General features: G+C 70.5%; 20 protein-coding genes. 12 read left to right on the top strand and 8 right to left on the bottom strand.

The genetic code is table 11. From position 1 onward, the window contains the following. Positions 1-34: 34 nt before the first annotated feature. The 3 genes from hisG to hisS are packed head-to-tail and all read right to left on the bottom strand — an operon-like array spanning position 35 to position 3314. Positions 35-727, bottom strand: coding sequence for an ATP phosphoribosyltransferase (gene hisG / locus DFP88_RS01265; RefSeq protein WP_110812633.1), 693 nt, complete (start codon positions 725-727; stop codon positions 35-37). Continuing rightward, complete coding sequence (locus DFP88_RS01260) at positions 724-1830, bottom strand: ATP phosphoribosyltransferase regulatory subunit (protein ID WP_110812632.1); 1107 nt, start codon at positions 1828-1830, stop codon at positions 724-726. Before DFP88_RS01260 ends, hisG begins: the two co-directional genes overlap by 4 nt. Next, positions 1827-3314 (bottom strand): histidine--tRNA ligase, encoded by a 1488-nt coding sequence (gene hisS / locus DFP88_RS01255; protein WP_110812631.1) that lies wholly within the window; start codon positions 3312-3314, stop codon positions 1827-1829. Before hisS ends, DFP88_RS01260 begins: the two co-directional genes overlap by 4 nt. 153 nt (positions 3315-3467) lie before the next feature. Between hisS and DFP88_RS01250 the strand changes: the two genes are divergently transcribed. After that, on the top strand, positions 3468-3668 hold the full coding sequence (locus DFP88_RS01250; protein ID WP_110812630.1) for a SlyX family protein: 201 nt from the start codon (positions 3468-3470) through the stop codon (positions 3666-3668). 3 nt (positions 3669-3671) lie between these two features. On the opposite strand, the gene DFP88_RS01245 is transcribed toward DFP88_RS01250, so the two are convergent. The 4 genes from DFP88_RS01245 to DFP88_RS01230 all read right to left on the bottom strand — a co-directional run bounded on the left by DFP88_RS01245 (position 3672) and on the right by DFP88_RS01230 (position 8868). After that, entirely contained in the window at positions 3672-4127 is a 456-nt protein-coding gene (locus DFP88_RS01245; RefSeq protein WP_110812629.1) for a MarR family winged helix-turn-helix transcriptional regulator, read from the bottom strand. A gap of 173 nt (positions 4128-4300) precedes the next feature. Next, positions 4301-4987, bottom strand: coding sequence for a hypothetical protein (locus DFP88_RS01240; RefSeq protein ID WP_110812628.1), 687 nt, complete (start codon positions 4985-4987; stop codon positions 4301-4303). A 106-nt stretch (positions 4988-5093) separates the two neighbouring features. Beyond that, on the bottom strand, positions 5094-8618 hold the full coding sequence (gene dnaE / locus DFP88_RS01235; protein WP_110812627.1) for a DNA polymerase III subunit alpha: 3525 nt from the start codon (positions 8616-8618) through the stop codon (positions 5094-5096). Positions 8619-8688: 70 nt separating this feature from the next. After that, positions 8689-8868 carry a hypothetical protein gene (locus DFP88_RS01230; RefSeq protein WP_110812626.1) on the bottom strand — a complete coding sequence of 60 codons (180 nt, stop codon included), beginning with the start codon at positions 8866-8868 and terminating at the stop codon, positions 8689-8691. A 184-nt stretch (positions 8869-9052) separates the two neighbouring features. Here DFP88_RS01230 and xdhA point away from each other — a divergent pair, with 184 nt between their 5' ends. The 11 genes from xdhA to DFP88_RS01175 all read left to right on the top strand — a co-directional run bounded on the left by xdhA (position 9053) and on the right by DFP88_RS01175 (position 21960). Continuing rightward, on the top strand, positions 9053-10537 hold the full coding sequence (xdhA, locus tag DFP88_RS01225; protein WP_110812625.1) for a xanthine dehydrogenase small subunit: 1485 nt from the start codon (positions 9053-9055) through the stop codon (positions 10535-10537). Beyond that, positions 10534-12942 (top strand): xanthine dehydrogenase molybdopterin binding subunit, encoded by a 2409-nt coding sequence (gene xdhB / locus DFP88_RS01220; protein WP_110812624.1) that lies wholly within the window; start codon positions 10534-10536, stop codon positions 12940-12942. The genes xdhA and xdhB overlap by 4 nt, the downstream gene beginning before the upstream one ends. Before the next feature lie 8 nt (positions 12943-12950). Further along, complete coding sequence (gene xdhC / locus DFP88_RS01215; RefSeq protein ID WP_110812623.1) at positions 12951-13826, top strand: xanthine dehydrogenase accessory protein XdhC; 876 nt, start codon at positions 12951-12953, stop codon at positions 13824-13826. Beyond that, entirely contained in the window at positions 13823-15337 is a 1515-nt protein-coding gene (locus DFP88_RS01210) for an ABC transporter ATP-binding protein (RefSeq protein ID WP_110812622.1), read from the top strand. The genes xdhC and DFP88_RS01210 overlap by 4 nt, the downstream gene beginning before the upstream one ends. Further along, complete coding sequence (locus DFP88_RS01205) at positions 15334-16413, top strand: ABC transporter permease (RefSeq protein ID WP_110812621.1); 1080 nt, start codon at positions 15334-15336, stop codon at positions 16411-16413. Before DFP88_RS01210 ends, DFP88_RS01205 begins: the two co-directional genes overlap by 4 nt. Continuing rightward, complete coding sequence (locus DFP88_RS01200) at positions 16410-17318, top strand: ABC transporter permease (RefSeq protein ID WP_110812620.1); 909 nt, start codon at positions 16410-16412, stop codon at positions 17316-17318. The genes DFP88_RS01205 and DFP88_RS01200 overlap by 4 nt, the downstream gene beginning before the upstream one ends. 31 nt (positions 17319-17349) lie before the next feature. Further along, on the top strand, positions 17350-18435 hold the full coding sequence (locus DFP88_RS01195) for a BMP family ABC transporter substrate-binding protein (RefSeq protein ID WP_110812619.1): 1086 nt from the start codon (positions 17350-17352) through the stop codon (positions 18433-18435). A 73-nt stretch (positions 18436-18508) separates the two neighbouring features. Next, positions 18509-19453 carry an aldo/keto reductase gene (locus DFP88_RS01190; protein WP_110812618.1) on the top strand — a complete coding sequence of 315 codons (945 nt, stop codon included), beginning with the start codon at positions 18509-18511 and terminating at the stop codon, positions 19451-19453. A 90-nt stretch (positions 19454-19543) separates the two neighbouring features. Continuing rightward, positions 19544-20347 carry a glycoside hydrolase family 25 protein gene (locus tag DFP88_RS01185; protein WP_110812617.1) on the top strand — a complete coding sequence of 268 codons (804 nt, stop codon included), beginning with the start codon at positions 19544-19546 and terminating at the stop codon, positions 20345-20347. A 67-nt stretch (positions 20348-20414) separates the two neighbouring features. After that, on the top strand, positions 20415-20900 hold the full coding sequence (gene purE, locus DFP88_RS01180; protein ID WP_110812616.1) for a 5-(carboxyamino)imidazole ribonucleotide mutase: 486 nt from the start codon (positions 20415-20417) through the stop codon (positions 20898-20900). Beyond that, positions 20893-21960, top strand: coding sequence for a 5-(carboxyamino)imidazole ribonucleotide synthase (locus DFP88_RS01175; protein ID WP_110812615.1), 1068 nt, complete (start codon positions 20893-20895; stop codon positions 21958-21960). The genes purE and DFP88_RS01175 overlap by 8 nt, the downstream gene beginning before the upstream one ends. On the opposite strand, the gene DFP88_RS01170 is transcribed toward DFP88_RS01175, so the two are convergent. Continuing rightward, positions 21957-22811 (bottom strand): alpha/beta hydrolase, encoded by an 855-nt coding sequence (locus DFP88_RS01170; protein WP_181418532.1) that lies wholly within the window; start codon positions 22809-22811, stop codon positions 21957-21959. The genes DFP88_RS01175 and DFP88_RS01170 overlap by 4 nt on opposite strands. Positions 22812-22816 lie beyond the last annotated feature (5 nt).

The raw sequence follows: 22816 nt of genomic DNA, 5'->3' as shown, positions 1-22816 counted from the left end.
GAAGGCCGTTGCGCCTGCGATCCCGCCCCTGCGATCAGACGCCCAGCTGCGCCGTCAGCCGGTCCAGCAGGGCGCGATCCTCGGTCATCCAGGGCGCCTCGCGGCTTTTGAACAGGGTCGCCTGGCTGGCATGGATCAGCCCGTCGGGCAGCACCTTGAGGCCATTGGCGCGCAGCGTCTCGCCGGTGGAGGTGATGTCGGCCACGGCCTCGGCGGTCTCGTTGCGCACGGTGCCCTCGGTCGCGCCCTGGCTGTCGACCAGCAGGTAATCGGCCACGCCCCGCTCGCGCAGGAACTCCCGCACGAGGCGGTGATACTTGGTCGCGATGCGCAGGCGCATGCCGTGACGGCGCCGGAAATCGGCGCAGACCGCGTCGAGATCCTCGAGCCCCTCGACATCGACCCAGGCCTGCGGCACCGCGATCACCAGATCCGCGCCGCCAAAGCCCATCGGCGCCAGCACCCGCAGCTTCAGGTCCCAGCCCGCGATCCCCTCCTGCACGAGGTCGGAGCCGGTGACGCCAAGGTGCAGCCGGCCCTGCGCCAGCTCGCGCGGGATCTCCGAGGCGGAGAGGAGGACCAGCTCGACCCCCTCGATCCCCTCGACGGCGCCGGCATAGCCGCGGTCGTGCCCGGCCTTCTTCAGCGTCACGCCGCGCGCGCCGAACCAGTCGAAGGTCTTGTCCATCAGCCGCCCCTTGGACGGCACGCCGAGGCGGATGCTCATGCCCTGCCCTCCTGAACCCGGGCCACCAGTTCGGGGCGGATCACCCCGCCGACCGCGCGCACGCCCTTGCCGCCGCCCAGCACACGGGTCAGCGCGTCGTAGCGCCCGCCGGTGGAGAGGGGCGGCAGGTCGGGGCGATCCGGCGCCGAGAAGCCGAAGACGAAACCGTCGTAGTATTCCAGCGAGGTGCGGCCGAAGCTGCCCTCGAACGGCAGGGCATCGACGTCGATGCCGCGCGCCGCCAGCGCCTCCATCCGCGCGGACAGCCCCTGCACCGCCGGGCCGATGGCCGGCAGGTCGACGGCGATGTCGCGCAGCGCGCTCAGGACATTGGGCGCGGTCTCGGACAGATCGAGGATGGCGTCGATCAGGGCGATCTGCTCCGCCGGGATCGGCGGGGCGGCGGCATCCTCGCGCAGGGCCTCGATCCGGGCGGCGATCTCCTCGGCGCTGCGAAGCCCGATCTCGGGGCCGGCGCCCGGCCCCTTGCCGCCCAGCGGATCGGCAGAGGCCAGAAGCGCGGCGCGCGCGGCATCGGGCGCGGCCTGCCCGCCGAAGCGGGTCAGCAGGGTGCGGAAGCGGCGCGGACGCCAGAGGTGCCGCATCAGGGCCGCCTTGCGCGGCGCCGTCGTCTCAAGCCCCTCGACCGCGGCCCGCAGCAGGCCAATGTCGCCGGTCGAGGGCCGCAGGGCCAGCCCCTCGAGCGCAGAGGCGATGGCGCTGAAGACCTCGGCATCGGCGGCGGCGGGATCGTCCCCGCCGAAGAGCTCGAAGCCGACCTGCAGGAACTCCACCGGCCTTTCGGGATCGGTCTCCTGCCGGCGAAAGACCTCGCCGGCATAGGTGTAGCGCGCGGGATCGCCGCCCTCGGCCATGTGCATCCGCACCACCGGCACGGTGAAATCGGGGCGCAGCATCATCTCGCCGCGCAGCGGGTCGGCGGTGACATAGGCGCGAGCGCGGATATCCTCGCCATAAAGATCGAGCAGCGTCTCGGCCGGCTGCAGGATCGGCGTCTCGACCGGCTCTGCCCCCGCGGCCCGGAACAGGGCCGTAAGCCGCGCCGCCTCGGCGCGGGCGCTGGCGGGCACGGCGGGGATCATGATCCCTCCAGCATGGCGCGGACCTGCGCCACCAGCTGATCGCGCGGCGCCTCGACCTGGGAGGGGCGGTCCTTCCACTCTTCCAGCGAAGCATTCTTGGCGATCTCGGCCCCCAGCACGAGGTCCTTGATCTGCACCACGCCGCGCGCCTTTTCATCGCCGCCCTCGATCACCGCGACGGGGCTGCCGCGCCGGTCGGCGTATTTCATCTGGTTGCCGAAGTTCTTCGGATTGCCGAGATAGACCTCGGCCCGGATGCCGGCGGCGCGCAGTTCCTCGGCCATGGCGAAGTAATCGGCCATCCGCTCGCGATCCATCACCGTCACCACCACCGGCCCGGCGGGCGCCGCGGCCTGCGCGCGCCGCGCCTGTAGTGCTGCGAGAAGACGGTCGACGCCGATCGAGATGCCGGTCGCCGGCACCGCCTGCCCGGTGAAGCGCTTCACGAGGTCGTCGTAGCGCCCGCCCCCGGCGACGGAGCCGAACTGCCGCGGGCGGCCCTTTTCGTCCAGCGTCTGAAACGTCAGCTCTGCCTCGAAGACGGGGCCGGTGTAGTAGCCGAGGCCGCGCACGACCGACGGGTCGATCAGCGCCCGGTCCCCGAGGCCCTGCGCCGCCAGCAGCCCGGCGATGGTCTCAAGCTCGTCGACGCCCTCGGCGCCGGTGGCAGAGGTGCCGACAAGCTCGCGCAGGCGGGCAAGCGTGGCCTCTGCCGTGTCGCGGCGCGCCTGGGTGAAGCCGATGACAAGCTCGGCCTGCTCCTCCGCCAGCCCGGCGCCCTTGGTGAAATCGCCGCTCTCATCCTCGCGCCCCTGCCCCAGCAGCGCACGCACGCCAGCCTCGCCCAGGCGGTCGAGCTTGTCGATGGCGCGCAGGACGATGCCGCGCTCGGCCTCGAAGCGGCTGGGGTCGGCGGGGTCGAGCACGCCCGCCGCCTCCATCACGCCGTTCAGGACCTTGCGGTTGTTGACGCGGATCAGGTAGTCGCCGCGGTCGATCCCCACGGCCTCGAGCGCAGAGGCCAGCATGGCGCAGATCTCGGCATCCGCGGCCACCGAGGGCGCGCCGACAGTATCGGCATCGCATTGGTAGAACTGACGGAAGCGGCCCGGACCGGGCTTCTCGTTGCGCCAGACGGGGCCCATGGCGTAGCGGCGGTAGGGGGTCGGCAGATCGTTGCGGTACTGCGCGAAGACGCGCGCCAGCGGCGCCGTCAGGTCATAGCGCAGGGCCAGCCAGTCGGTATCCTCGTGCTCCTGCCAGGCGAAGACGCCCTCGTTCGGGCGATCCACGTCGGGAAGGAACTTGCCCAGCGCCTCGACCGTCTCGACGGCGCTGGTTTCCAGCGCGTCGAAGCCCCAGGCGCGGTAGACCCGGCCGATGGCCTGCAGCATCTCGGTCCGCGCCGTGACCTCGGCGCCGAAGTAGTCGCGAAATCCCTTGGGCGTCTCTGCCCGGGGGCGCCGCACCTTGTCCTTGGCCATGTCTCGGGTCTCCGTCGCTGCCGCGCGTGCTGTTAGCGCGGGCTGCGCCCAGCGGCAACCGCGGCCCGCCTTTCGCCGCAGGGCGGCCCGCCCCTTGCCGCCGCGGGGATGAGGGCGCATCTAGGGCGCGCATCGACGACGGAAGGCCACCTCATGACCGATACCCTCGCCCTTGAAGAGCGCATCGCCCATCTGACCCGCGCCCTTGACGATCTGTCGGATGTCGCAGCCCGGCAGGAGCGCGAGATCGCGATCCTGACCCGCCGCGTCGGCTGGCTTTACGAGCGCGCCGCCGAGCAGCAGGAGGACGAGAGCAGCGTCACCCTCGCCGACCAGCGCCCGCCGCATTGGTAGGGATCAGTCGGTCGCGGCCCTGATCCGGTCGCGCAGCGTCAGCAGCTGGGTGTTGAGGGCGCGCAGCTCGCTCTCGGTCATGTCGAGCGCGGTGCGCACCCGCGAGGGGATCTCGCGCGCCTTCTCGCGCAGTGCAGCGCCGTCCGGCGTCAGCGAGACGCGCACCACGCGCTCGTCGCGCCTGTCGCGGCTCCGGCGCACAAGCTCCATCGTCTCCAGCCGCTTGAGCATCGGGGTAAGCGTGCTGGTATCCAGCTGCAGCGCACGGCCGAGCTCCCCCACGGAGCGGGCGTCGTGGTCCCACAGCAGGGTCATCACGAGGTATTGCGGGTAGGTCAGGCCGACCCCGCTAAGAAGGGGCCGGTAGAGCTGCGTCAGCGCATGCTCGGTCGAATAGACGGCGAAACAGAGGAAATCCTCAAGAGCCGCGCCATGCGCCTCTTCCTTGTACTCTAACATGAGCCGACTCCGATCGGTGGACTGTTCGGGCGATACATCTTGCGGGTTAGAGACACCGCTGGCGGGTCGCAAGCGCCAGCTGTCCCCGGAACCTGCCCCACTGTGCGGCAATCACCGGCGAAAGGCCAAGAAAAGGCACATCGTTTAAACAAAAGGCGAAATACGTGCCGCCCTCAGGGACTTACGCCTCCGGCGAGAACGGTGCCATCATGCAACAGCAGTTCGGCATGCTGGCCCGTATCGCCGAATGCGGCATAAAGGGTGAGAAAGGCGGTTTCCCGCGCAAGGCGATCAATCCGCCCGCCGCAGGGCTGGCCGCTGTTCACGCGGCAGACCCGGGCCTTGAGCTCTTCATAGGCGGTATCGGCCGGGCTCCAGCCGTCGGTGGCGCCATCGCCGTAGCGGATGACCTCGTGCGTGCCGACATCGCCGAACACGCCCAGCGCCGCCATGACCTCGCGCGGGCAGCCGTCGGCAAAGCCGGTGACGTACTGCCGGTGCAGGCCGGTCTCGCCGGGCGTCGGATCGTGCAGCACGTAGCCCGATTGCTGCGCCACGGCGGTGCCCAGCTGCGCCGCGTCCAGCCCGCAGACCGGCCGCGCCTCGCCGAAGGCGACAGGACCGCTTTCGGTCGCGGGGGCGAAATCGTTGCCGGCATCGAGGGTGCCGGAGAAGATCCGGCTCAGCAGAAGCGGCGCCTCGCCCCGCTCGTCCTCGGCGGGGATGGCAGCGGCGGCGGTGCCCTCCTCGCCCAGCGGCACCTCGCTCAGCCGCTCGACGTCGCGGAGCGGATCCTGCGCACAGCCCGCCAGGGCGAGGCAGAGGGCAGTGCCGGCGAACCCGGCTGTCAGGGATTTCATCACGCGTCCTCGGCAGATCCTTGCTGCGGTGCCGAGCGATCTAGACCGGATGCGCCGCAGAGTCACCCGCGGCGCCGGCGACTGCGCGACCCGGCGCCGAGCCGGGCTAGAGATCCTCGACCATGGCCACGCCCGGCAGGCTGCGCAGGGCGCCGCGAATCTGCGGGCTGACGGGCCAGCCGGCGCCGCAGTCGATCTCGACCTCGCCGGGCAGCCCCTCGGACAGCAGGCACAGGGTGATCGGCCCGCGCCCGCCGCGCGTCTTCTCGGCTTTGGCCTGCCCCAGCACCTTGGCGACAAGCTGCGCGGCCTCGGGCTCTTCGACGAAGACGCGCAGGCCCGAGACCTCTCCTTGCGTGACGACGCTGTCGATCGGCGCGACGGAGCGGGCCAGCAGTTTCAGCTGCTCGCTTTCCATCGTCGCCTCGACGCCGACGACGACATGGGTGCCGCTTTCGAGGTGCTCGCGGCTGGTCTCAAGCGTGTCGGAGAAGACCATGCATTCGTACTGTCCGGTCGGATCGGACAACTGCACGAAGGCAAAGCGGTTGCCCCGCGCCGACTTCCGCTCCTGCCGGCCGGCGACGGTGCCGGCCATCTTGGCGACGAAGGGGCCTTTCTGCGCCCGCTCCATCACCTCGTCGAGCATCATGATCTTCTGCCGCTTGAGCGCGCTGCGGTAATCATCCAGCGGATGGCCCGAGAGGTAGAAGCCGACGGCGGCGAATTCTTCGGCCAGCCGCTCGGCGGGCAGCCAGTCGTCGACGCGCGGCAGGCGCGGCTCGGGCAGGTCGTCGCCCGCCTCGCCGAAAAGCGAGACCTGGTTCGATCCGCGCTGCTCGTGCACCGCCGCCGAATAGGCGATCAGCGGATCGAGGCCCTGCAGCACCCGCCGCCGGTTGCGGTCCAGCACGTCGAAGCCCCCGGCGCGCGCCAGCATCTCGAGCGGGCGCTTGCCGATCCGTTTCAGATCCACCCGCCGCGCGAGGTCGAAGAGATTGACGAAGGGCTTCTCGCCCCGCCCCTCGACCACCAGCCGCATCGCGTCGGTGCCGACGTTCTTGAGCGCGCCCAGCGCATAGACCAGCTTGCCGTCCTGCACGTCGAAGGTCGCCTGCGACCGGTTCACGCAAGGCGGCACCCAGCCAAGGCCAAGGCCCTTGCGGACCTCCTGGAAATAGACGCCCAGCTTGTCGGTCAGGTGGATATCGCAGTTCATCACGCCGGCCATGAACTCGACCGGGTGGTTCGCCTTCAGCCAGGCGGTCTGGTAGCTGACCACGGCATAGGCGGCGGCGTGCGACTTGTTGAAGCCGTAGTTCGCGAATTTCTCGAGCAGGTCGAAGACCTCGGTGGCCTTCTTCTTGTCGACGCCCTTCTCGGCGGCGCCGGCCTCGAACTTGGGCCGCTCGGCGTCCATCGCCTCCTTGATCTTCTTGCCCATCGCCCGGCGCAGCAGGTCGGCGCCGCCAAGCGAATAGCCGCCCATGACCTGGGCGATCTGCATCACCTGCTCCTGGTAGACGATGATCCCTTGCGTCTCTTCGAGGATGTGGTCGATCAGCGGGTGGATCGAGGCGATCTCGCGCTGGCCGTTCTTCACCTCGCAATAAACCGGGATGTTCTCCATCGGGCCGGGCCGGTAGAGCGCGACGAGGGCCACGATATCCTCGATGCAGGTCGGCTTCATGCGCCGCAGCGCGTCCATCATGCCGGTCGATTCCACCTGGAAGACGGCGACCGTCTTGGCGCGGGCGTAAAGCTTGTAAGTCTTCTCGTCGTCCAGCGGGATCAGGTTCATCTGATTTTCCGCGCCGGCGGCGGGTTCGTAAAGCTGCGTGCCATCGGCGGCGACATGCAGCGGGCGGCCCGATTTCAGGATCAGATCGAGCGCGTTCTGGATCACCGTCAGCGTCTTGAGGCCGAGGAAGTCGAACTTCACGAGGCCCGCCTGCTCGACCCACTTCATGTTGAACTGGGTCGCCGGCATGTCAGAGCGCGGGTCCCGGTAAAGCGGCACCAGCTCGTCGATGGGCCGGTCGCCGATCACCACGCCGGCGGCGTGGGTGGAGGCGTTGCGGTACAGCCCCTCGACCTGCTGGGCATATTCGAACAGGCGCGCGGCGGGATTGCGCCGCCCCTCGCGGCGGTCCTGCTCGGTTTCCTTCGTCTCCTCGCGCAGGCGCGGCTCGTCGGCGAGAGCTTTTTCGATGCTGACCGGCTTCACGCCCTCGACCGGGATCATCTTCGACAAGCGGTCGACATGGCCGAAGGACATCTGCAGCACGCGGCCGACGTCGCGCACGGCGGCCTTCGACAGAAGCGCGCCGAAGGTGATGATCTGCGCGACCTTCTCGCGGCCGTACTTCTTCTGCACGTATTGGATCACCTCCTCGCGGCGATCCATGCAGAAGTCGATGTCGAAGTCCGGCATCGAGACCCGCTCGGGGTTCAGGAACCGCTCGAAGAGGAGGCTGTAGCGCAGCGGGTCGAGGTCGGTGATCGTCAGCGCATAGGCGACGAGGCTGCCGGCGCCCGAGCCGCGGCCCGGCCCGACCGGAATGTCATGCTCCTTGCCCCACTTGATGAAGTCGGCAACGATCAGGAAATAGCCGGGAAAGCCCATCGACTCGATGATGCCAAGCTCGAATTCCAGCCTCTTCTCGTAGTCCTCTACCGGGGCGGCATGGGGGATGACGGCAAGGCGTGCGGCCAGCCCTTCCTTGGCCTGTCGGCGCAGCTCCTCGACCTCGTCATCGGCAAATTTCGGCAGGATCGGCGCGCGCTTGTAGGTCTTGAAGGCGCAGCGGCGGGCGATCTCGACGGTATTCTCCAGCGCCTCGGGCAGGTCGGCGAAGAGGGTCGCCATCTCCTCGGGGGTCTTGAAGTAGTGCTGCGGCGTCAGGCGGCGGCGGGGTTCCTGCTGGTCGACATAGGCGCCCTCGGCGATGCAGATCAGCGCGTCATGCGCCTCGTACATCGAGGATTTCGGGAAATAGACGTCGTTGGTCGCGACCAGCGGCAGGTCCATCTCGTAGGCCATCTCGACATGGCCGCGCTCGGTCAGACGCTCTGCCTCGGGCGCGCCGCCCTCGCCCGGATGGCGCTGCAGCTCGACATAAAGGCGCTGGGGGAAGATCGCCGCGAGGCGCCGCAACAGCGCCTCCGCCGGCGCGGCCTGACCGGCACGCAGGAGGCGCCCGACGGGGCCATCCGGTCCGCCGGTCAGGCAGATCAGCCCCTCGGCATGGGCCTGAAGCTCGTCCAGCAGCACCTGCGGGCGGTCGCGGTCCTGCCCGAGATAGAGGCAGGTGTTCAGCTTCATCAGGTTCTCGTAGCCGGTCTCGCTTTGCGCCAGCAGCACGATGGGCGCGGGGGCCGCAGGCTGCTTGCCCGGCTCCGGCTCAAGGTAGCGCAGGTCCACCTGGCAGCCGATGATCGGCTGAAGCCCGGCCTTGGAGGCGTATTCCGAGAATTCCAGCGCGGCGAACATGTTGTTGCTGTCGGTCAGGGCGACGGCGGGCATGCCCGCGCCCGCGGCGAGACCGGGCAGCTTCTTGACGGGAATCGCCCCTTCGAGCAGCGAATGCTCGGTATGGACGCGCAGGTGGATGAATCGGGGAGAGGCCATGGCCCCTGTCTAATCCCGCCCGGCGGGCGGGGAAACGGGCAACCTGCCGCAGGGCGCGCTTCCCCGCGGGTCAGCCGGCCTGCAGCGTCTTGGCCAGATCGGCCAAGCGGTCCGAGCCCCTGAGCACCGCCACCGTCTGCGTCGCAGAGACCGCGCCTGCCGCGACCTTCATCAGCTGCCACGGCAGTGCGACGGTCCGGTCCTCTGTCTCGACCAGAACGCAGAGGAGGCGGCCGCCGGGGATCGCCACGAAATCGGTGATCGTGCCGATGCTGTTGGGTCGCGTGCTGACCGATGGTTCCCCCGGCGCGGCGTTCCCGCCCTTGCCAAGCGGCGCCCCCTCGCGTTTGATCGCGGGAACGGGGCCCGCCCTCTACGCCGCATCGAGGGCGCGCGAGACCCAAGGACAACCGGTAAGGCGGCGGGTCAGCATCATGACCGTTTCATTCCTGCTCAACGGCCGGCCGGTCGAGGCCGAGGGGCCGGCCACCCGCACCCTGCTGGACTGGCTGCGCGAGACGCGCGGCCTGACCGGCACCAAGGAGGGCTGCAACGAGGGCGATTGCGGTGCCTGCACCGTCATGGTCACCGGAGAGGACGGCCCGCGCCCGCTGAACGCCTGCATCCTGCTTCTGCCGCAGTTGGAGGGGCGGGCGGTGCGCACCGTCGAGGGGCTGGGCGGCGATCACCCGGTACAGGAGGCCATGGTCACCCATCACGGCAGCCAATGCGGCTTCTGCACGCCGGGCTTCGTGATGTCGATGGCCGCGGCCCATGCGCAGGGGCGGCGGGATCACGACGACGTGCTGGCCGGCAACCTGTGCCGCTGCACCGGCTATGCACCGATCGTCCGGGCCGCCGAGGCAGCGGAAGGCGCGCCGGTGCCGGGCTGGGTCGCGGCGGATGCCGAGGCGCTGCGGGGCCTGAAGGGGTCGCGGGCCTCTGGCGGCGGATTTGAGTATTTGGAGAAACATGAAGAGGTGGATGCACCTGAAGGCCCGGCCGGGCGGCCTGCCTACGAGCCGGAAGCGGCGGGCGGCAGCGGGGCGCGGGTGGGTAAGCAGGCTGTCTTTCTGCCTCGCAGTGCCGAGGAACTGGCCGAGTGGTACGTCGCGCATCCCGAGGCCACGCTTGTCGCCGGGGCGACGGATGTCGGGCTTTGGGTGACCAAGGGGCTGCGGGAGCTGCCGCAGGTCGCCTTTCTGAACGGCTGCACCGATCTGCAGGGGATCGAGGAAGCGGAGGGCTGGCTGCGCATCGGTGCGGGCGTGACTATGGAACGGCTGCTGGGCGTGCTGGCGGGACCCTACCCCAGCTATGCCGAGATGATCCGCCGCTACGGCAGCCTGCAGGTGCGCAGCGCCGCGACGATCGGCGGCAGCCTCGCCAATGCCTCGCCCATCGGGGACAACGCGCCGGCGCTGATCGCGCTGGGGGCGCGGCTGCACCTGCGGCAGGGCGAGGCGCGGCGCGAGATCGCGCTGGAGGATTTCTTCATCGATTACGGCAAGCAAGACCGCGAAGCGGGGGAATTCGTCGAGGCGGTCTCGCTGCCCGCCGAGGCGCCGGGATTCCGGGTCTGGAAGATCTCCAAGCGCTTCGATTCGGATATCTCGGCGGTCTGCGGCGCCTTCAACCTGGCGATCGAGGGCGGCCACGTGCGCTCCGCGCGCATCGCCTTCGGCGGCATGGCGGGCATCCCGAAGCGGGCGGCGGCGCTGGAGGCGGCGCTGGAGGGGCAGCGCTTCGACGCCGAGACTGTGGAGGCGGCCCTGCCCGCGCTGGAGCGTGACTTTGCGCCGCTGACGGACATGCGCGCCTCCTCCGGCTACCGGATGGAGGCGGCGCAGGGGCTGCTGCTACGCTATCTCGCGCAGGCCGGCGGGGCGCCCGTCTCGGTGCTGGAGCTGGGCTCGTGAGCGTCGGCAAGGCACTGCCGCACGACAGCGGGCCGCTGCATGTCAGCGGGCAGGCCCGCTACGTCGATGACATCCCCGCCCCGGCGGGCGCGCTGCACCTCGCCTTCGGGCTGAGCCATGTCGCGCGGGGCCGGATCACGAAGATGGACCTGGACGCGGTGCGCGCCGCACCCGGTGTCGTCATGGTGCTGACCGCCGCCGACCTGCCGCGCCCGGTCGATGTCGCGCCCGGCGCCCATGACGAGCCGCTGCTGTCCGACAAGGCCGTGCATTTCATCGGCCAGCCGCTGTTCCTTGTGGTGGCCGAAAGCCACCTCGAGGCGCGCAAGGCCGCGCGGCTGGGCCGGGTCGAGATCGCCGAGGAGCCGCCGATCCTGACCATCGAGCAGGCGCTCGAGGCGGACAGCCGCTTCGAGGATGGCCCGCGCGTCTGGACCAAGGGCGATGCCTCCGGCGCCATCATGGGCGCGCCGCACCGGCTGCAGGGCCGGATCGAGATGGGTGGACAGGAGCACTTCTACCTCGAGGGGCAGGCCGCGCTCGCAAGCCCGCAGGAGGATGGCGGGATGCATGTCGCCTCCTCCACCCAGCATCCGACCGAGATCCAGCACAAGGTCGCCGATGCGCTGGGCCTGCCGATGGCCGCCGTGCGTGTGGAGACGCGGCGCTTGGGCGGCGGCTTCGGCGGCAAGGAAAGCCAGGGCAATGCGCTGGCGGTCTCCTGCGCCATCGCGGCGCATCTGACGGGGCGCAGCTGCCGCATGCGCTATGACCGGGACGACGACATGATCGTCACCGGCAAGCGGCATGACTTCCGCATCGACTGGGAGGTCGGCTTCGACGGTGAGGGGCGGATCGAGGGCCTCGACGTCACGCAATACGCGCGCTGCGGCTGGAGCCAGGACCTGTCGCTGGCGGTCGCCGACAGGGCGATGCTGCATGCCGACAATGCCTACCTGCTGCCGAGCGCGCGCATCACCTCGCACCGCCTGAAGACCAACATGCAATCGGCCACCGCCTTCCGCGGCTTCGGCGGGCCGCAGGGTGTGCTGGGCATCGAGGCGGCGCTGGACCGGATCGCGCGGCACCTTGGCCTCGACCCGGTGGAGGTGCGGCGGCGGAACTACTACGCGCCGATGACCGAAGGCGAGCAGGGCCACCCGCATCTGGAGGTCGCGCCCGGCGAGACCTGGCAGGAGGCGCCGGAGGATTCCGACCTCGCCTCGCGCGGGTCAGGCGAGGACCTGCCGCGAGAGCCCGTGGCCCCCGCGACGCGCAATGCGACGCCCTACGGCATGGAAGTGACCGACTTCGTCCTGCACGGCATGACCGACCGGCTGCTGGAGACCAGCGATTACGCCGCCCGGCGGGCCGAGATCACGGAGTGGAACGCGGGCAGCCCGGTGCTGAAGCGCGGGATCGCCTTCTCGCCGGTCAAGTTCGGGATCAGCTTCACCCTGACGCATCTGAACCAGGCCGGGGCCCTGGTGCATGTCTATCAGGACGGCTCCATCCACCTGAACCACGGGGGGACCGAGATGGGACAGGGCCTGTTCCGCAAGGTCTCCCAGGTCGCGGCAGAGGTCTTCGGCGTCGATCCGGCCCGCGTGCGGATCACCGCCACCGATACGCAGAAGGTGCCCAATACCTCGGCCACCGCAGCCTCCTCGGGCTCGGACCTCAACGGCATGGCGGCCAAGGCGGCCTGCGAGGCGATCCGCGGCCGCATGGCCGAGGCGCTGGCTAGCCTGCATCAATGCGAGGCGCGCGCCGTGCGCTTTGCCGAGGATCACGTCGAGGTGGGCGGGGATCGCATCAGCTTCGCCCGCGCGGCGCAGATTGCCTACGAGGCGCGGGTCAGCCTCTCGGCCACCGGCTTTTACAAGGTGCCGGATCTCAGCTGGGACCGGATCAAGGGACAGGGCCGGCCCTTCTTCTACTTCGCCCATGGCGCGGCGGTGACCGAGGTGGCGATCGACACGCTGACCGGCGAGAACCGAATTTTGCGCTGCGACATCCTGCATGACGCGGGGCGCAGCCTGAACCCGGCGCTGGACATCGGCCAGATCGAGGGCGGCTACGTGCAGGGCGCCGGCTGGCTGACCACCGAGGAGCTGGTCTGGGACGAGCGCGGCGCGCTGAAGACGCATGCCCCCTCGACCTACAAGATCCCCGCCTGCTCGGACCGGCCGCGCGATTTCCGCGTCGCCCTCTGGGACCAGCCGAACCCGGCGGCGAGCATCTACCGCTCCAAGGCGGTGGGAGAGCCGCCCTTCATGCTGGGCATCTCGGCCTTCCTGGCCCTGTCGGATGCCTGCGCGGCCTGCGGCCCGGCGGAACCGGCGCTCGACGCCCCCGCCACGCCCGAGCGGGTGCTGGCGGCGGTGCGCCGGGCGCGCGGCTAGGCGCGGGCATGGGCATCGTCCGCATCCTCGTACTCGAGACGCTGGGCTCCGCCCCGCGCGAGGCCGGGACCGCCATGCTGGTGACGGCAGAGGGTCAGGAGGGGACCATCGGCGGCGGTGCCCTCGAACTCATGGCGGTGGAGCGGGCGCAGGCGATGCTCGCGGGCTGGCCTTCGGCGCAGGAGGCGCGCATCCCGCTGGGCCCGGCGCTGGGGCAATGCTGCGGCGGCGCCGTGCGGCTGGTCTGGGAGCGGTTCGAGGCGCTGCCCGATCCCCTGCCCCCGGTGCGCCCGCTGATGGCCGAAGGCCCGGTGCCCCCGGCCCTCGCCGCGCGCGCCGCGGCGCTACCGGCGGGCGCGGCGCCGCGCCTTGAGAACGGCTGGATCATCGAGCCCTCCGCCTCGCCCCGCCGCCCGCTCTGGGTCTGGGGCGCGGGCCATGTCGGACGGGCGATCGTTCAGGTCACGGCGCCGCTGCCGGATATCGCGATCACATGGGTCGATCTCGCGCCCGAGCTTTTCCCCGATCCCCTGCCCCATGGCGTCACCGCCATCCCGGCGGCCACGCCGCAGGCGCTGGTGGCGCGCGCGCCGCGGGACGCCGATCACCTGATCCTGACGCGCAGCCATGCGCTCGACCTCGAGTTGTGCCACGCGCTGCTGGGGCATGGCTTCGCCTCCTGCGGGCTGATCGGGTCGGCCACCAAAGCGGCGCGATTCCGGGCAAGGCTGACCGCGCTGGGGCACGGGGCCGAGGCCATCGCCCGCATCGCCTGCCCGATCGGCGATCCATCTCTCGGACGGCACCCGCAGGCCATTGCGGTCGGGGTCGTGGCAACGCTACTGTCTCACGGCGGTGTGAAACAGGAGAGACGGACGGGATGACGGATGCGCTGTTGACGCTGAGCGGGCTGAGCAAGGCCTATCCCGGCGTCCGTGCAAACGACGACATCTCGTTTTCCGTGGGCCGCGGCGAGATCCACGCCCTTCTGGGCGAGAACGGCGCCGGCAAATCCACCCTCGTCAAGACGATCTACGGCCTCGTGCAGCCCGACAGCGGCAGCATGGTGCTGGACGGCCAGCCCTATAACCCGGCGGAGCCGCGCGAGGCGCGGGCGCGCGGCGTCGCGATGGTCTTCCAGCACTTCTCGCTTTTCGATGCGCTCAGCGTGGCCGAGAACGTCGCGCTGGGGATGGAGAATCCACCCGGCCTGCGCGCCCTCTCGGACCGGATCGCCGAGGTCAGCCGCAGCTACGGCCTGCCGCTCGATCCCGCGCGCACCGTCGGCGGGCTGTCGGCCGGAGAGCGGCAGCGGGTCGAGATCCTGCGCTGCCTGCTGCAGGAGCCGCGGCTGCTGATCATGGATGAGCCGACCTCGGTCCTGACCCCGCAGGAGGTCGAGGTGCTGTTCCGCACCCTGCGCCAGCTGCGCGAGGAAGGCGTGAGCATCCTTTATATCAGCCACAAGCTGGGCGAGATCCGCGCGTTTTGCGAGGCGGCGACGATCCTGCGGCAGGGCCGCGTCGTCGGCACCTGCGACCCGCGTGAGACCGAGCCGCGCGCCATGGCCGAACAGATGGTCGGCGCCAGCTTCGCCGCCCCCTCGGGCGCCGCGCGCGAGCCGGGCGCGCCGGTGCTGGCGCTGCGCGGCCTCTCGGCCCCGGCCCCGCAGGCCTTCGGCACGCCGCTGCGCGAGATCGAGGTAACGGTCCACGCGGGCGAGATCCTCGGGATCGGCGGCGTTGCCGGCAACGGCCAGGACGAGCTGACCGCCGCCCTTTCGGGCGAGATGACGGTGGCGCCGGACATGGTCTCGCTAAAGGGCACCGAGATCGGGCGCATGGGGCCGAACGCGCGCCGCGCGCTGGGCCTTTGCGCTGCGCCCGAGGAACGCATGGGCCATGCCGCCGCGCCGGACATGAGCCTGACGGAAAACGCCATGCTGACCGGCGCGCAGCGGCGCGGCCTCGTGCATCGCGGCTTCCTGCGCTGGGGCGCGGCGCGGGATTTTGCGAGCGCGGTGATCGACCGCTTCGACGTGCGCACCCCCGGCCCCGGCACCGCCGCGCGGGCGCTGTCGGGCGGCAACCTGCAGAAATTCGTCATAGGGCGAGAGATCCTTCAGGCGCCCGAATGCCTTGTCGTGAACCAGCCGACCTGGGGCGTCGATGCCGCCGCCGCCGCGGTGATCCGGCAGGCGCTGATCGACCTCGCGCAGGAGGGCGCCGCCGTCGTCGTCATCAGCCAGGACCTCGACGAGCTGATGGAGATCGCGGACCGCTTCTGCGCGCTGAACGAAGGGCGCCTTTCGGCGCCGCGCCCGATGCGCGGCCTCACGCTCGAGGAGATCGGCCTGATGCTGGGCGGCGCGCATGACCTTAAGGAGGCCGGATGATCCGCCTTGAACGCAGGCGAGAGCCCTCGCGCGGCTGGGCCCTCGCCACCCCCTTCATCGCCGTCCTGCTGACGATGCTGGCCGGCGGGCTGCTTTTTGCCGCGCTGGGCAAGGACCCGGTCGAGGCGATCCGCACGATCTTCTGGGATCCGCTCTTCGGGCCCTATGCCGGCTACTCGCGCCCGCAGCTTCTGGTGAAGGCGGCGCCGCTGATCCTGATCGCCACCGGCCTGTCGCTGGGCTTTCGCGCCGGCATCTGGAACATCGGCGCCGAGGGGCAGTACATCGTCGGCGCGATCTGCGCCGCCGCCGTGGCCTTGGCCGCCTACCCGGCCGAAAGCGTGCTGCTGTTCCCGGCCATGGTGCTGGCGGGCGCCTTGGGCGGGCTGCTCTGGGGGCTGATCCCGGGGGTGCTGCGGGTGCGCTTCGGCGCGAACGAGGTGCTGACCTCGCTGATGCTGGTCTATGTCGCCGAGGCGCTGCTGGCTGCCATGGCGCTGGGCCTGCTGCGCAACCCCGAGGGGCGCGGCTTTCCGGGCAGCCGGAACCTCGCGCAATATCCCTCTGCCGCCAACCTCGAGATCCTGCCCGGCAGCGGCATGCACTGGGGCGTGGTGGCGGCATTGATCGCGGTTGTCGCGGCACAGGTCATCTTCGCCCGCCACCAGCTGGGCTACCGCATCCGCCTGACCGGCGCCGCGCCGCGGGCCGCCGTCTTCGCCGGGGTCCGGCCGGGACTGCTGGTGCTGGTCTGCATGGGCTTTTCCGGCGCGCTGGCCGGCCTTGCCGGCATGTTCGAGGTCGCGGGCCCGGCGGGGCGGCTGTCGATCGACTTTGGCGCGGGCTACGGTTTCACCGCGATCATCGTCGCCTTCCTCGGCCGGCTGAACCCCTTTGGCATCCTTGCCGCCGGCCTCCTGATGGCGCTGACGTACATCGGCGGAGAGCTGGCGCAGATGCAGCTGGCGCTGCCGGTGGCGGCGATCCAGATCTTCCAGGGCATGCTGCTGTTCTTCCTTCTGGGGATCGACGTGCTCACGGCCTATCGGCCTCGCATCGGAAAGGCGCGCGCATGAGCGGCATCGATCCCGTCATCCTGCTGGCGCAGCTCATGGTGGTCGCCACGCCGATCCTGCTGGCCGCCATCGGCGAGCTGGTGGTCGAGCGGGCGGGGGTGCTGAACCTCGGGGTCGAGGGGATGATGATCACCGGCGCCGTCTGCGGCTTTGCCGTGGGGGTGGCGACCGGATCGCCGCTGCTGGGCTTTGCCGGGGCCGCGCTGGGCGGGGCGCTGGTCTCGATGATCTTCGGGCTGCTGACGCAGGTGCTGCTGTCCAACCAGGTCGCGACTGGGCTGGCGCTGACCCTCTTCGGCCTCGGCCTCTCGGCGCTGATCGGTCAGGGCTACGTCGGGCTGCGCGGGCCGGTGGTGCCGGATCTTTACCTGCCGCTCCTGCGCGACATCCCGGTGCTGGGGCCGATGCTGTTCCGCCATGACGCGGTGGTCTACCTCGGCCTCGGCCTCGTGGTCGCGGTCTGGTGGCTACTGACCCGGACCCGCGCCGGGCTGATCCTGCGCGCGGTAGGCGAGAACCACGATGCCGCCCATGCGCTGGGCTACCACGTCGTGCGGGTGCGGCTGATGGCCATCGCCTTCGGCGGCGCCTGCGCGGGCCTCGGCGGGGCCTACCTGTCGCTCGCGCGGGTGCCGCAATGGACCGAAGGGATGACCGCCGGCGCCGGCTGGATCGCTTTGGCGATCGTCGTCTTTGCCAGCTGGCGGCCCGGGCGCCTTGTCATCGGCGCCTATCTCTTCGGCGGCATCACCGTGCTGCAGCTTAATCTGCAGGCAGCCGGTGTACGCGTGCCGGTCGAATACCTGCAGATGTCGCCATACCTCGCCACCATTCTGGTGCTGGTGCTACTGCGGGCCGGTCGCGCGCCCGGATCGCTGGGCAAGACCTTTCACGCCGCACAATGACGGCAGGATCATCACGAGGAGAATGAGACCGATGCAACGCAGGACCATGCTGAAGAGCGCGGCGGCCGGGGCCGTCCTTGCCGGGATCGCCACTGTCGCCGCGGCGCAGGACGACGTGCCGAAGGTCGGCTTCATCTACGTCGGCCCGGTGGGCGATCTGGGCTGGTCCTACCAGCACGACCAGGGCCGCCAGCAGCTGCAGGAGCATTTCGGCGACGAGATCGAGACGGTCTACATCGAGAACGTCCCCGAGGGCCCCGATGCCGAGCGCGTGCTCACGCAGCTGGCGCTGCAGGGCGCCGACCTGATCTTCGCCACCTCCTTCGGCTTCATGGAGGCGACCAACAACGTCGCCCAGCAGTTCCCGGACGTGAAGTTCGAACATGCGACCGGCTACATGACCTCCGACAACCTGTCGGTCTACGGCTCCCGCTTCTACGAGGGGCGCGCGGTCGAGGGGCTGATCGCGGGCGAGCTGACGGAAAGCAACATCATCGGCTACATCGGGTCCTACCCGATCCCCGAGGTGATCCGCGGCATCAACTCCTCCTTCCTGCACGCGCAGAAGGTGAACCCGGATGTCGAGATGCGCATCGTCTGGGCCTATAGCTGGTTCGATCCGGCCGCCGAGGCCGAGGCCGCGCAGGCCCTGATCGACGCGGGCGCCGACGTGGTGCTGCAGCACACCGATTCCACCGCCCCGCAGGCGGCGGCGCAGGCGGCGGGCGACGTCTATACCTTCGGCCAGGCCTCGGACATGAGCGATTATGCCCCGATGCCGCGCGTCACCTCGATCATCGACGAATGGGGCGACTACTACATCGAGCGGACGCAGGCGCTGATCGACGGCACCTGGGAGACGAGCGATACCTGGGGCGGCATCGACAGCGGCATGGTCGGCATCGGCGAGATGACCGACGCGATCCCGCAGGACGTCCGCGACGAGGCGCAGGACCTGATCGACCGCATCGCCTCGGGCGAGTACCACCCCTTCACCGGCCCGATCAACAAGGCCGACGGCACCCAGTGGCTGGCCGAGGGCGAGGTCGCGACCGACGAGCAGCTGCTGTCGATGGACTTCTACGTCGAGGGCATCGAGGCCGCGATCCCCGACTGACGTCCCGGGCCGTCCCGTCCCGGGGCGGCCCTACCCCCTTCCCCCAGGGCGCGGGGCGTGCCACGCTCGCCCCATGCTGACACTCGAATCCTCTGCCCCCGTCTCTCGCTTCGCCTTCGGCACGATGCAGTTCGGCTCCGGTGCCGACGAGGGCGAGAGCCGCGCGATGCTGGACGCCTGCCGCGAGGCCGGCATCACCCACTTCGACACCGCCGTCGGCTATTCCGACGGGCGGTCCGAGCAGATCCTGGGGCGCCTCGCCGCGCCGATCCGCGACAGCCTCTATATCGCGACCAAGGTCGCCTTCCACGGCGATGCCAGCGCCGTCGAGATCCGCGCCCAGTTCGAGGATTGCCGCAGGCAGCTGAACATGGACAGCGTCGACCTGCTTTATATCCACCGCCACCACCCCGAGACGCCGCTGGACGAGACCATCGACACCCTCGCCCAGATGCAGTCCGAGGGGCTGATCCGGCACATCGGCCTGTCGAACTTCGCCGCTTGGCAGGTGATGAAGGCGCAGGCCATCGCCCAAAGCATGGGCACGCGGATCGACGCGATCCAGCCGATGTACAACCTCGTCAAGCGGCAGGCCGAGGTGGAGCTGCTGCCCATGGCCGCCGACCAGGACATCGCGGTGCTGCCCTATTCGCCGCTCGGCGGCGGGTTGCTGACGGGAAAATACGCCGGCAATGCCGCGCAGGAAGCCGCGCGCGGGCGGCTGGACGAGAACAGCATGTATGCCCGCCGCTACGCCCCCGGCTGGATGCACGAGGCCGCGACCGGCCTTGCCGATCTCGCGCGGCAGGAGGGGACCGATCCCGCGACGCTGGCCGTCGCCTGGGTCGCGTCGCATCCGGCCGGCCCGATGCCGATCATCTCGGCCCGCAACACGCGGCAGCTGGCCCCCTCGCTCGCGGCGCTGGACTACGAGATGAGCGCGGAGCTGCGGGCGCGCATCTCGGCGCTGGTGCCGAGCCCGCCGCCGGCCACCGACCGGCTGGAGGAGGCGGGCTGACGTCACTGTGATCACACCCTCGCCACGAAGCCGTTACAGGCTGGGGCAAAGCCGGCGGCAAGGATCGGCGTGACACGAGGGACCCGAGCGATGAAGACACTCACACGGCGCGCGGCGCTTGCGGGCGGCGCAGCCGCCGCGTTGGGCACATTGGCCAGCTGCGGCGTCACCGGCGGCGCGCAGGCCCCCGGCCAGGTCGTCTCGACCCGGCCCGATTTCGGCGACGCCGCCCCCCATCCCTGGAGCGGGCGCCGCCCCTCGGACCACCCGGTCCATGGCATCGACGTCGCGCGCTATCAGGACCCGCTGGACTGGCGAAGGGCGCAGCAGGCCGGCGTCAGCTTTGCCTTCATCAAGGCCACCGAGGGGGCCGACAACGTCGATGCGGCCTTCCGCGAGCACTGGAACGGCGCGGGTGCGGCGGGGGTGCCGCGCGGCGCCTACCACTTCTACTACTTCTGCGCCCCGGCGGCCGATCAGGCCCGCAACTTCATCCGCATGGTGCCGCGCATCCCCGGCGATCTGCCGCCCGTGCTGGATCTGGAGTGGAATCCCTTCTCGCCGACCTGCACCTGGCGCCCGCCCGCGGCCACCGTCCGGTCCGAGGTGCAGATCTGGCTCGACATGGTCGAGCGGCACTTCGGGCAGAGCCCGGTGATCTACACCGCCATCGATTTCTGGGAGACGAACGAGCTGTGGCGGCTGGGGGATTACGACTTCTGGCTACGCTCCGTCGCCGCCGATCCCTCAGAGCGCTATGCCAACGCGCGCTGGGTCTTCTGGCAATACAGCTCCACCGGGCTGGTGCCGGGCGCGCGCGGCGAGATCGACCTGAACGCCTTTGCCGGCAGCAGGGCGGAATGGGCGCGCTGGCTGGCCGCGCGGCGGATCTGAGGCCCCGGGCGGATTGCGGCGCCCGCCCTGCCCGGTATAGTGCCGCCTGCATCAGCAGGAGGGCGCCATGGGGGCGGAAGTCGGCATCATCATGGGCAGCCAGTCCGACTGGCCGGTGCTGAAGGAGGCGGCGGCGATGCTGGACGCTCTCGAGGTGCCCTACGAGACGCGCATCGTCTCGGCCCACCGCACGCCGGACAGGCTCTGGGATTACGGGCGCACGGCGGCCGAGCGCGGGCTGAAAGCCATCGTGGCGGGCGCCGGCGGCGCGGCGCATCTGCCGGGCATGATGGCCAGCAAGACGCTGGTCCCGGTGATCGGCGTGCCGATGCAGACCCGCGCCCTGCAGGGCGTCGATTCGCTGTATTCCATCGTGCAGATGCCGCGCGGCTTCCCGGTCGCCACCATGGCCATCGGCGGGCCGGGCGCGGCCAATGCCGGGCTGATGGCGGCGCAGATCCTCGCCCTGTCCGATCCCGCGCTGGCGCAGCGCCTGGCCGCGTGGCGCGCCGCGCTCTCGGCCTCGATCCCGGAGGAGCCTGAAGATGACTGAACTGGCCGCGAACAGCACCATCGGCATCCTGGGCGGCGGTCAGCTGGGCCGGATGCTGGCCGTCGCGGCCAGCCGGCTGGGGCTGCATGTCCATGTCTTCGACCCCGCCCCGGACGGCCCCGCCGCCGAGGTCGCGCGCGAGGCGACCTGCGCGCCGTGGGAGGACGAGGCCGCGCTCGAAGCCTTTGCCCGCGCCGTCGATGTCGTCACCTACGAGTTCGAGAACATCCCCGCCGAAGCGCTGGAGGTGATCGCCCGCCATGCGCCGATCCGGCCGAACCGCCGCGCGCTGAGCGTCTCGCAGGACCGGCTGACGGAAAAGCAGTTTCTCACCGAGCTGGGGCTGAAGGTCGCGCCCTATGCCCCGGTCGAGGATGCCGAAAGCCTCGCCAGCGCGCTGGAGGAGATCGGCGCCCCGGCGATCCTGAAGACGCGGCGGCTGGGCTACGATGGCAAGGGACAGGCGCGGATCTCCGGCCCCGAGGATATCGAGGCGGCGCTGGAGGCCATCGGCCATGCGCCCGCGATCCTCGAAGGGCTGGTCGAGTTCGAGCGCGAGGTCTCGGTGATCGGGGCGCGCGGCACCTCGGGGCCCGTGGCCTGCTTCGATCCGGGCGAGAACCGGCACGAGGGCGGCATCCTGCGCCGCACCACCGTTCCCGCCGCGATCAGCGAGGGGCAGGCCGCCGATGCCGTGCTGATCGCCGGGCGCATCCTCTCGGCACTCGATTACGTCGGCGTGCTGGGGGTCGAGCTTTTCGTCACGCCCGAGGGCCTTCTGGTGAACGAGATCGCGCCGCGGGTCCACAACTCCGGCCACTGGACGCAGAACGGCTGCACCATCGACCAGTTCGAGCAGCACATCCGCGCCGTCGCCGGCTGGCCGCTGGGCGACGGGACGCGCCATTCGGACGTGGTGATGGAGAACCTGATCGGCGACGACGTGGCCGAGCTTGAGGGGATCGCCGCCTCGGGTGCGGCGCTGCATCTTTACGGCAAGGCCGAGGCGCGGCCCGGCCGCAAGATGGGGCACGTGAACCGGGTGACCGGCCCGGCCTAGCGCCGCGTCGCCCCGACCCTGTCCCCGACCCGGCCCGCCGGCACCTTCGGCGGGCGGGGCGCGGCCCAGGCCAGCGGCCAGCGCACTGGCCTCGCGTGATCGAAGTAACCCTCTTCGAGGAACAGCCGCACCTGCGCCATGACCTGCGGGTCATTCATCATGAAGCTGTGGCTGACCGGCAGGGTGATGTGATCCGCCGCCCCATCGAGCCGGGTATCCTCGACCGCAACCTTGCCGTCGTCCGGCCCCACGATGAAGCGCGAGTACAGCGGGTTCAGCGAGAGCGAGCCGGCGATGATGCCGACAGGATAGTCGGGCTGCGGCAGAAGGTTCGGCACGCTCTCGGCCGCCGTGCCCAGCTGGTAGCCCGCCGGACCGTTCAGCCAGCCGAAGGCGCGCAGCCGCATCATCGCCTCGGCGAGTTGCGAGCCGCGGTTGGGCGGGGCCAGCATGACCGTCCGGCCAAGCTGCCTGCGCCCGTCCAGCGCCTCGGGGTGGTTCTGCAGCCAGAAGCGCAGCAGGATGGCGCCCATCGAATGGGTGACGAAATGCACCCGCCGCCCGCCGCAGCGCGCCAGCGCGACCGGCAGCACCGCCTCGGCCAGCGCGTCTATCGGCGCGCGGGTCGAGGGGTAGCCGATATTGACCACGTCGTAGCCGTCGCGGCGCAGCGCCCGCTCCAGCGCCAGAAAGGACAGCCGCGTGCGCCCCAGCCCGTGCAGCAGCACGACGCAGTCGCCCCGGTTCGGCCGGGTGGCGCGGCGCAGCGCCTGCCGGGCGAGCAACAGCCCAAGGGTGCCGGCCCCCGCGGCCAGCACGGTGGTGCGTGCGATCGTTCTGCGTCTTTGCATGACAG

Origin of the sequence: Pseudoroseicyclus aestuarii (assembly GCF_003217255.1) — a bacterium.
In the GTDB taxonomy this organism is placed as follows: Bacteria; Pseudomonadota; Alphaproteobacteria; order Rhodobacterales; family Rhodobacteraceae; genus Pseudoroseicyclus; species Pseudoroseicyclus aestuarii.
The sequence above is the reverse complement of the archived record's forward strand: the minus strand, read 5'-3'. Positions and strand labels throughout refer to the sequence as shown.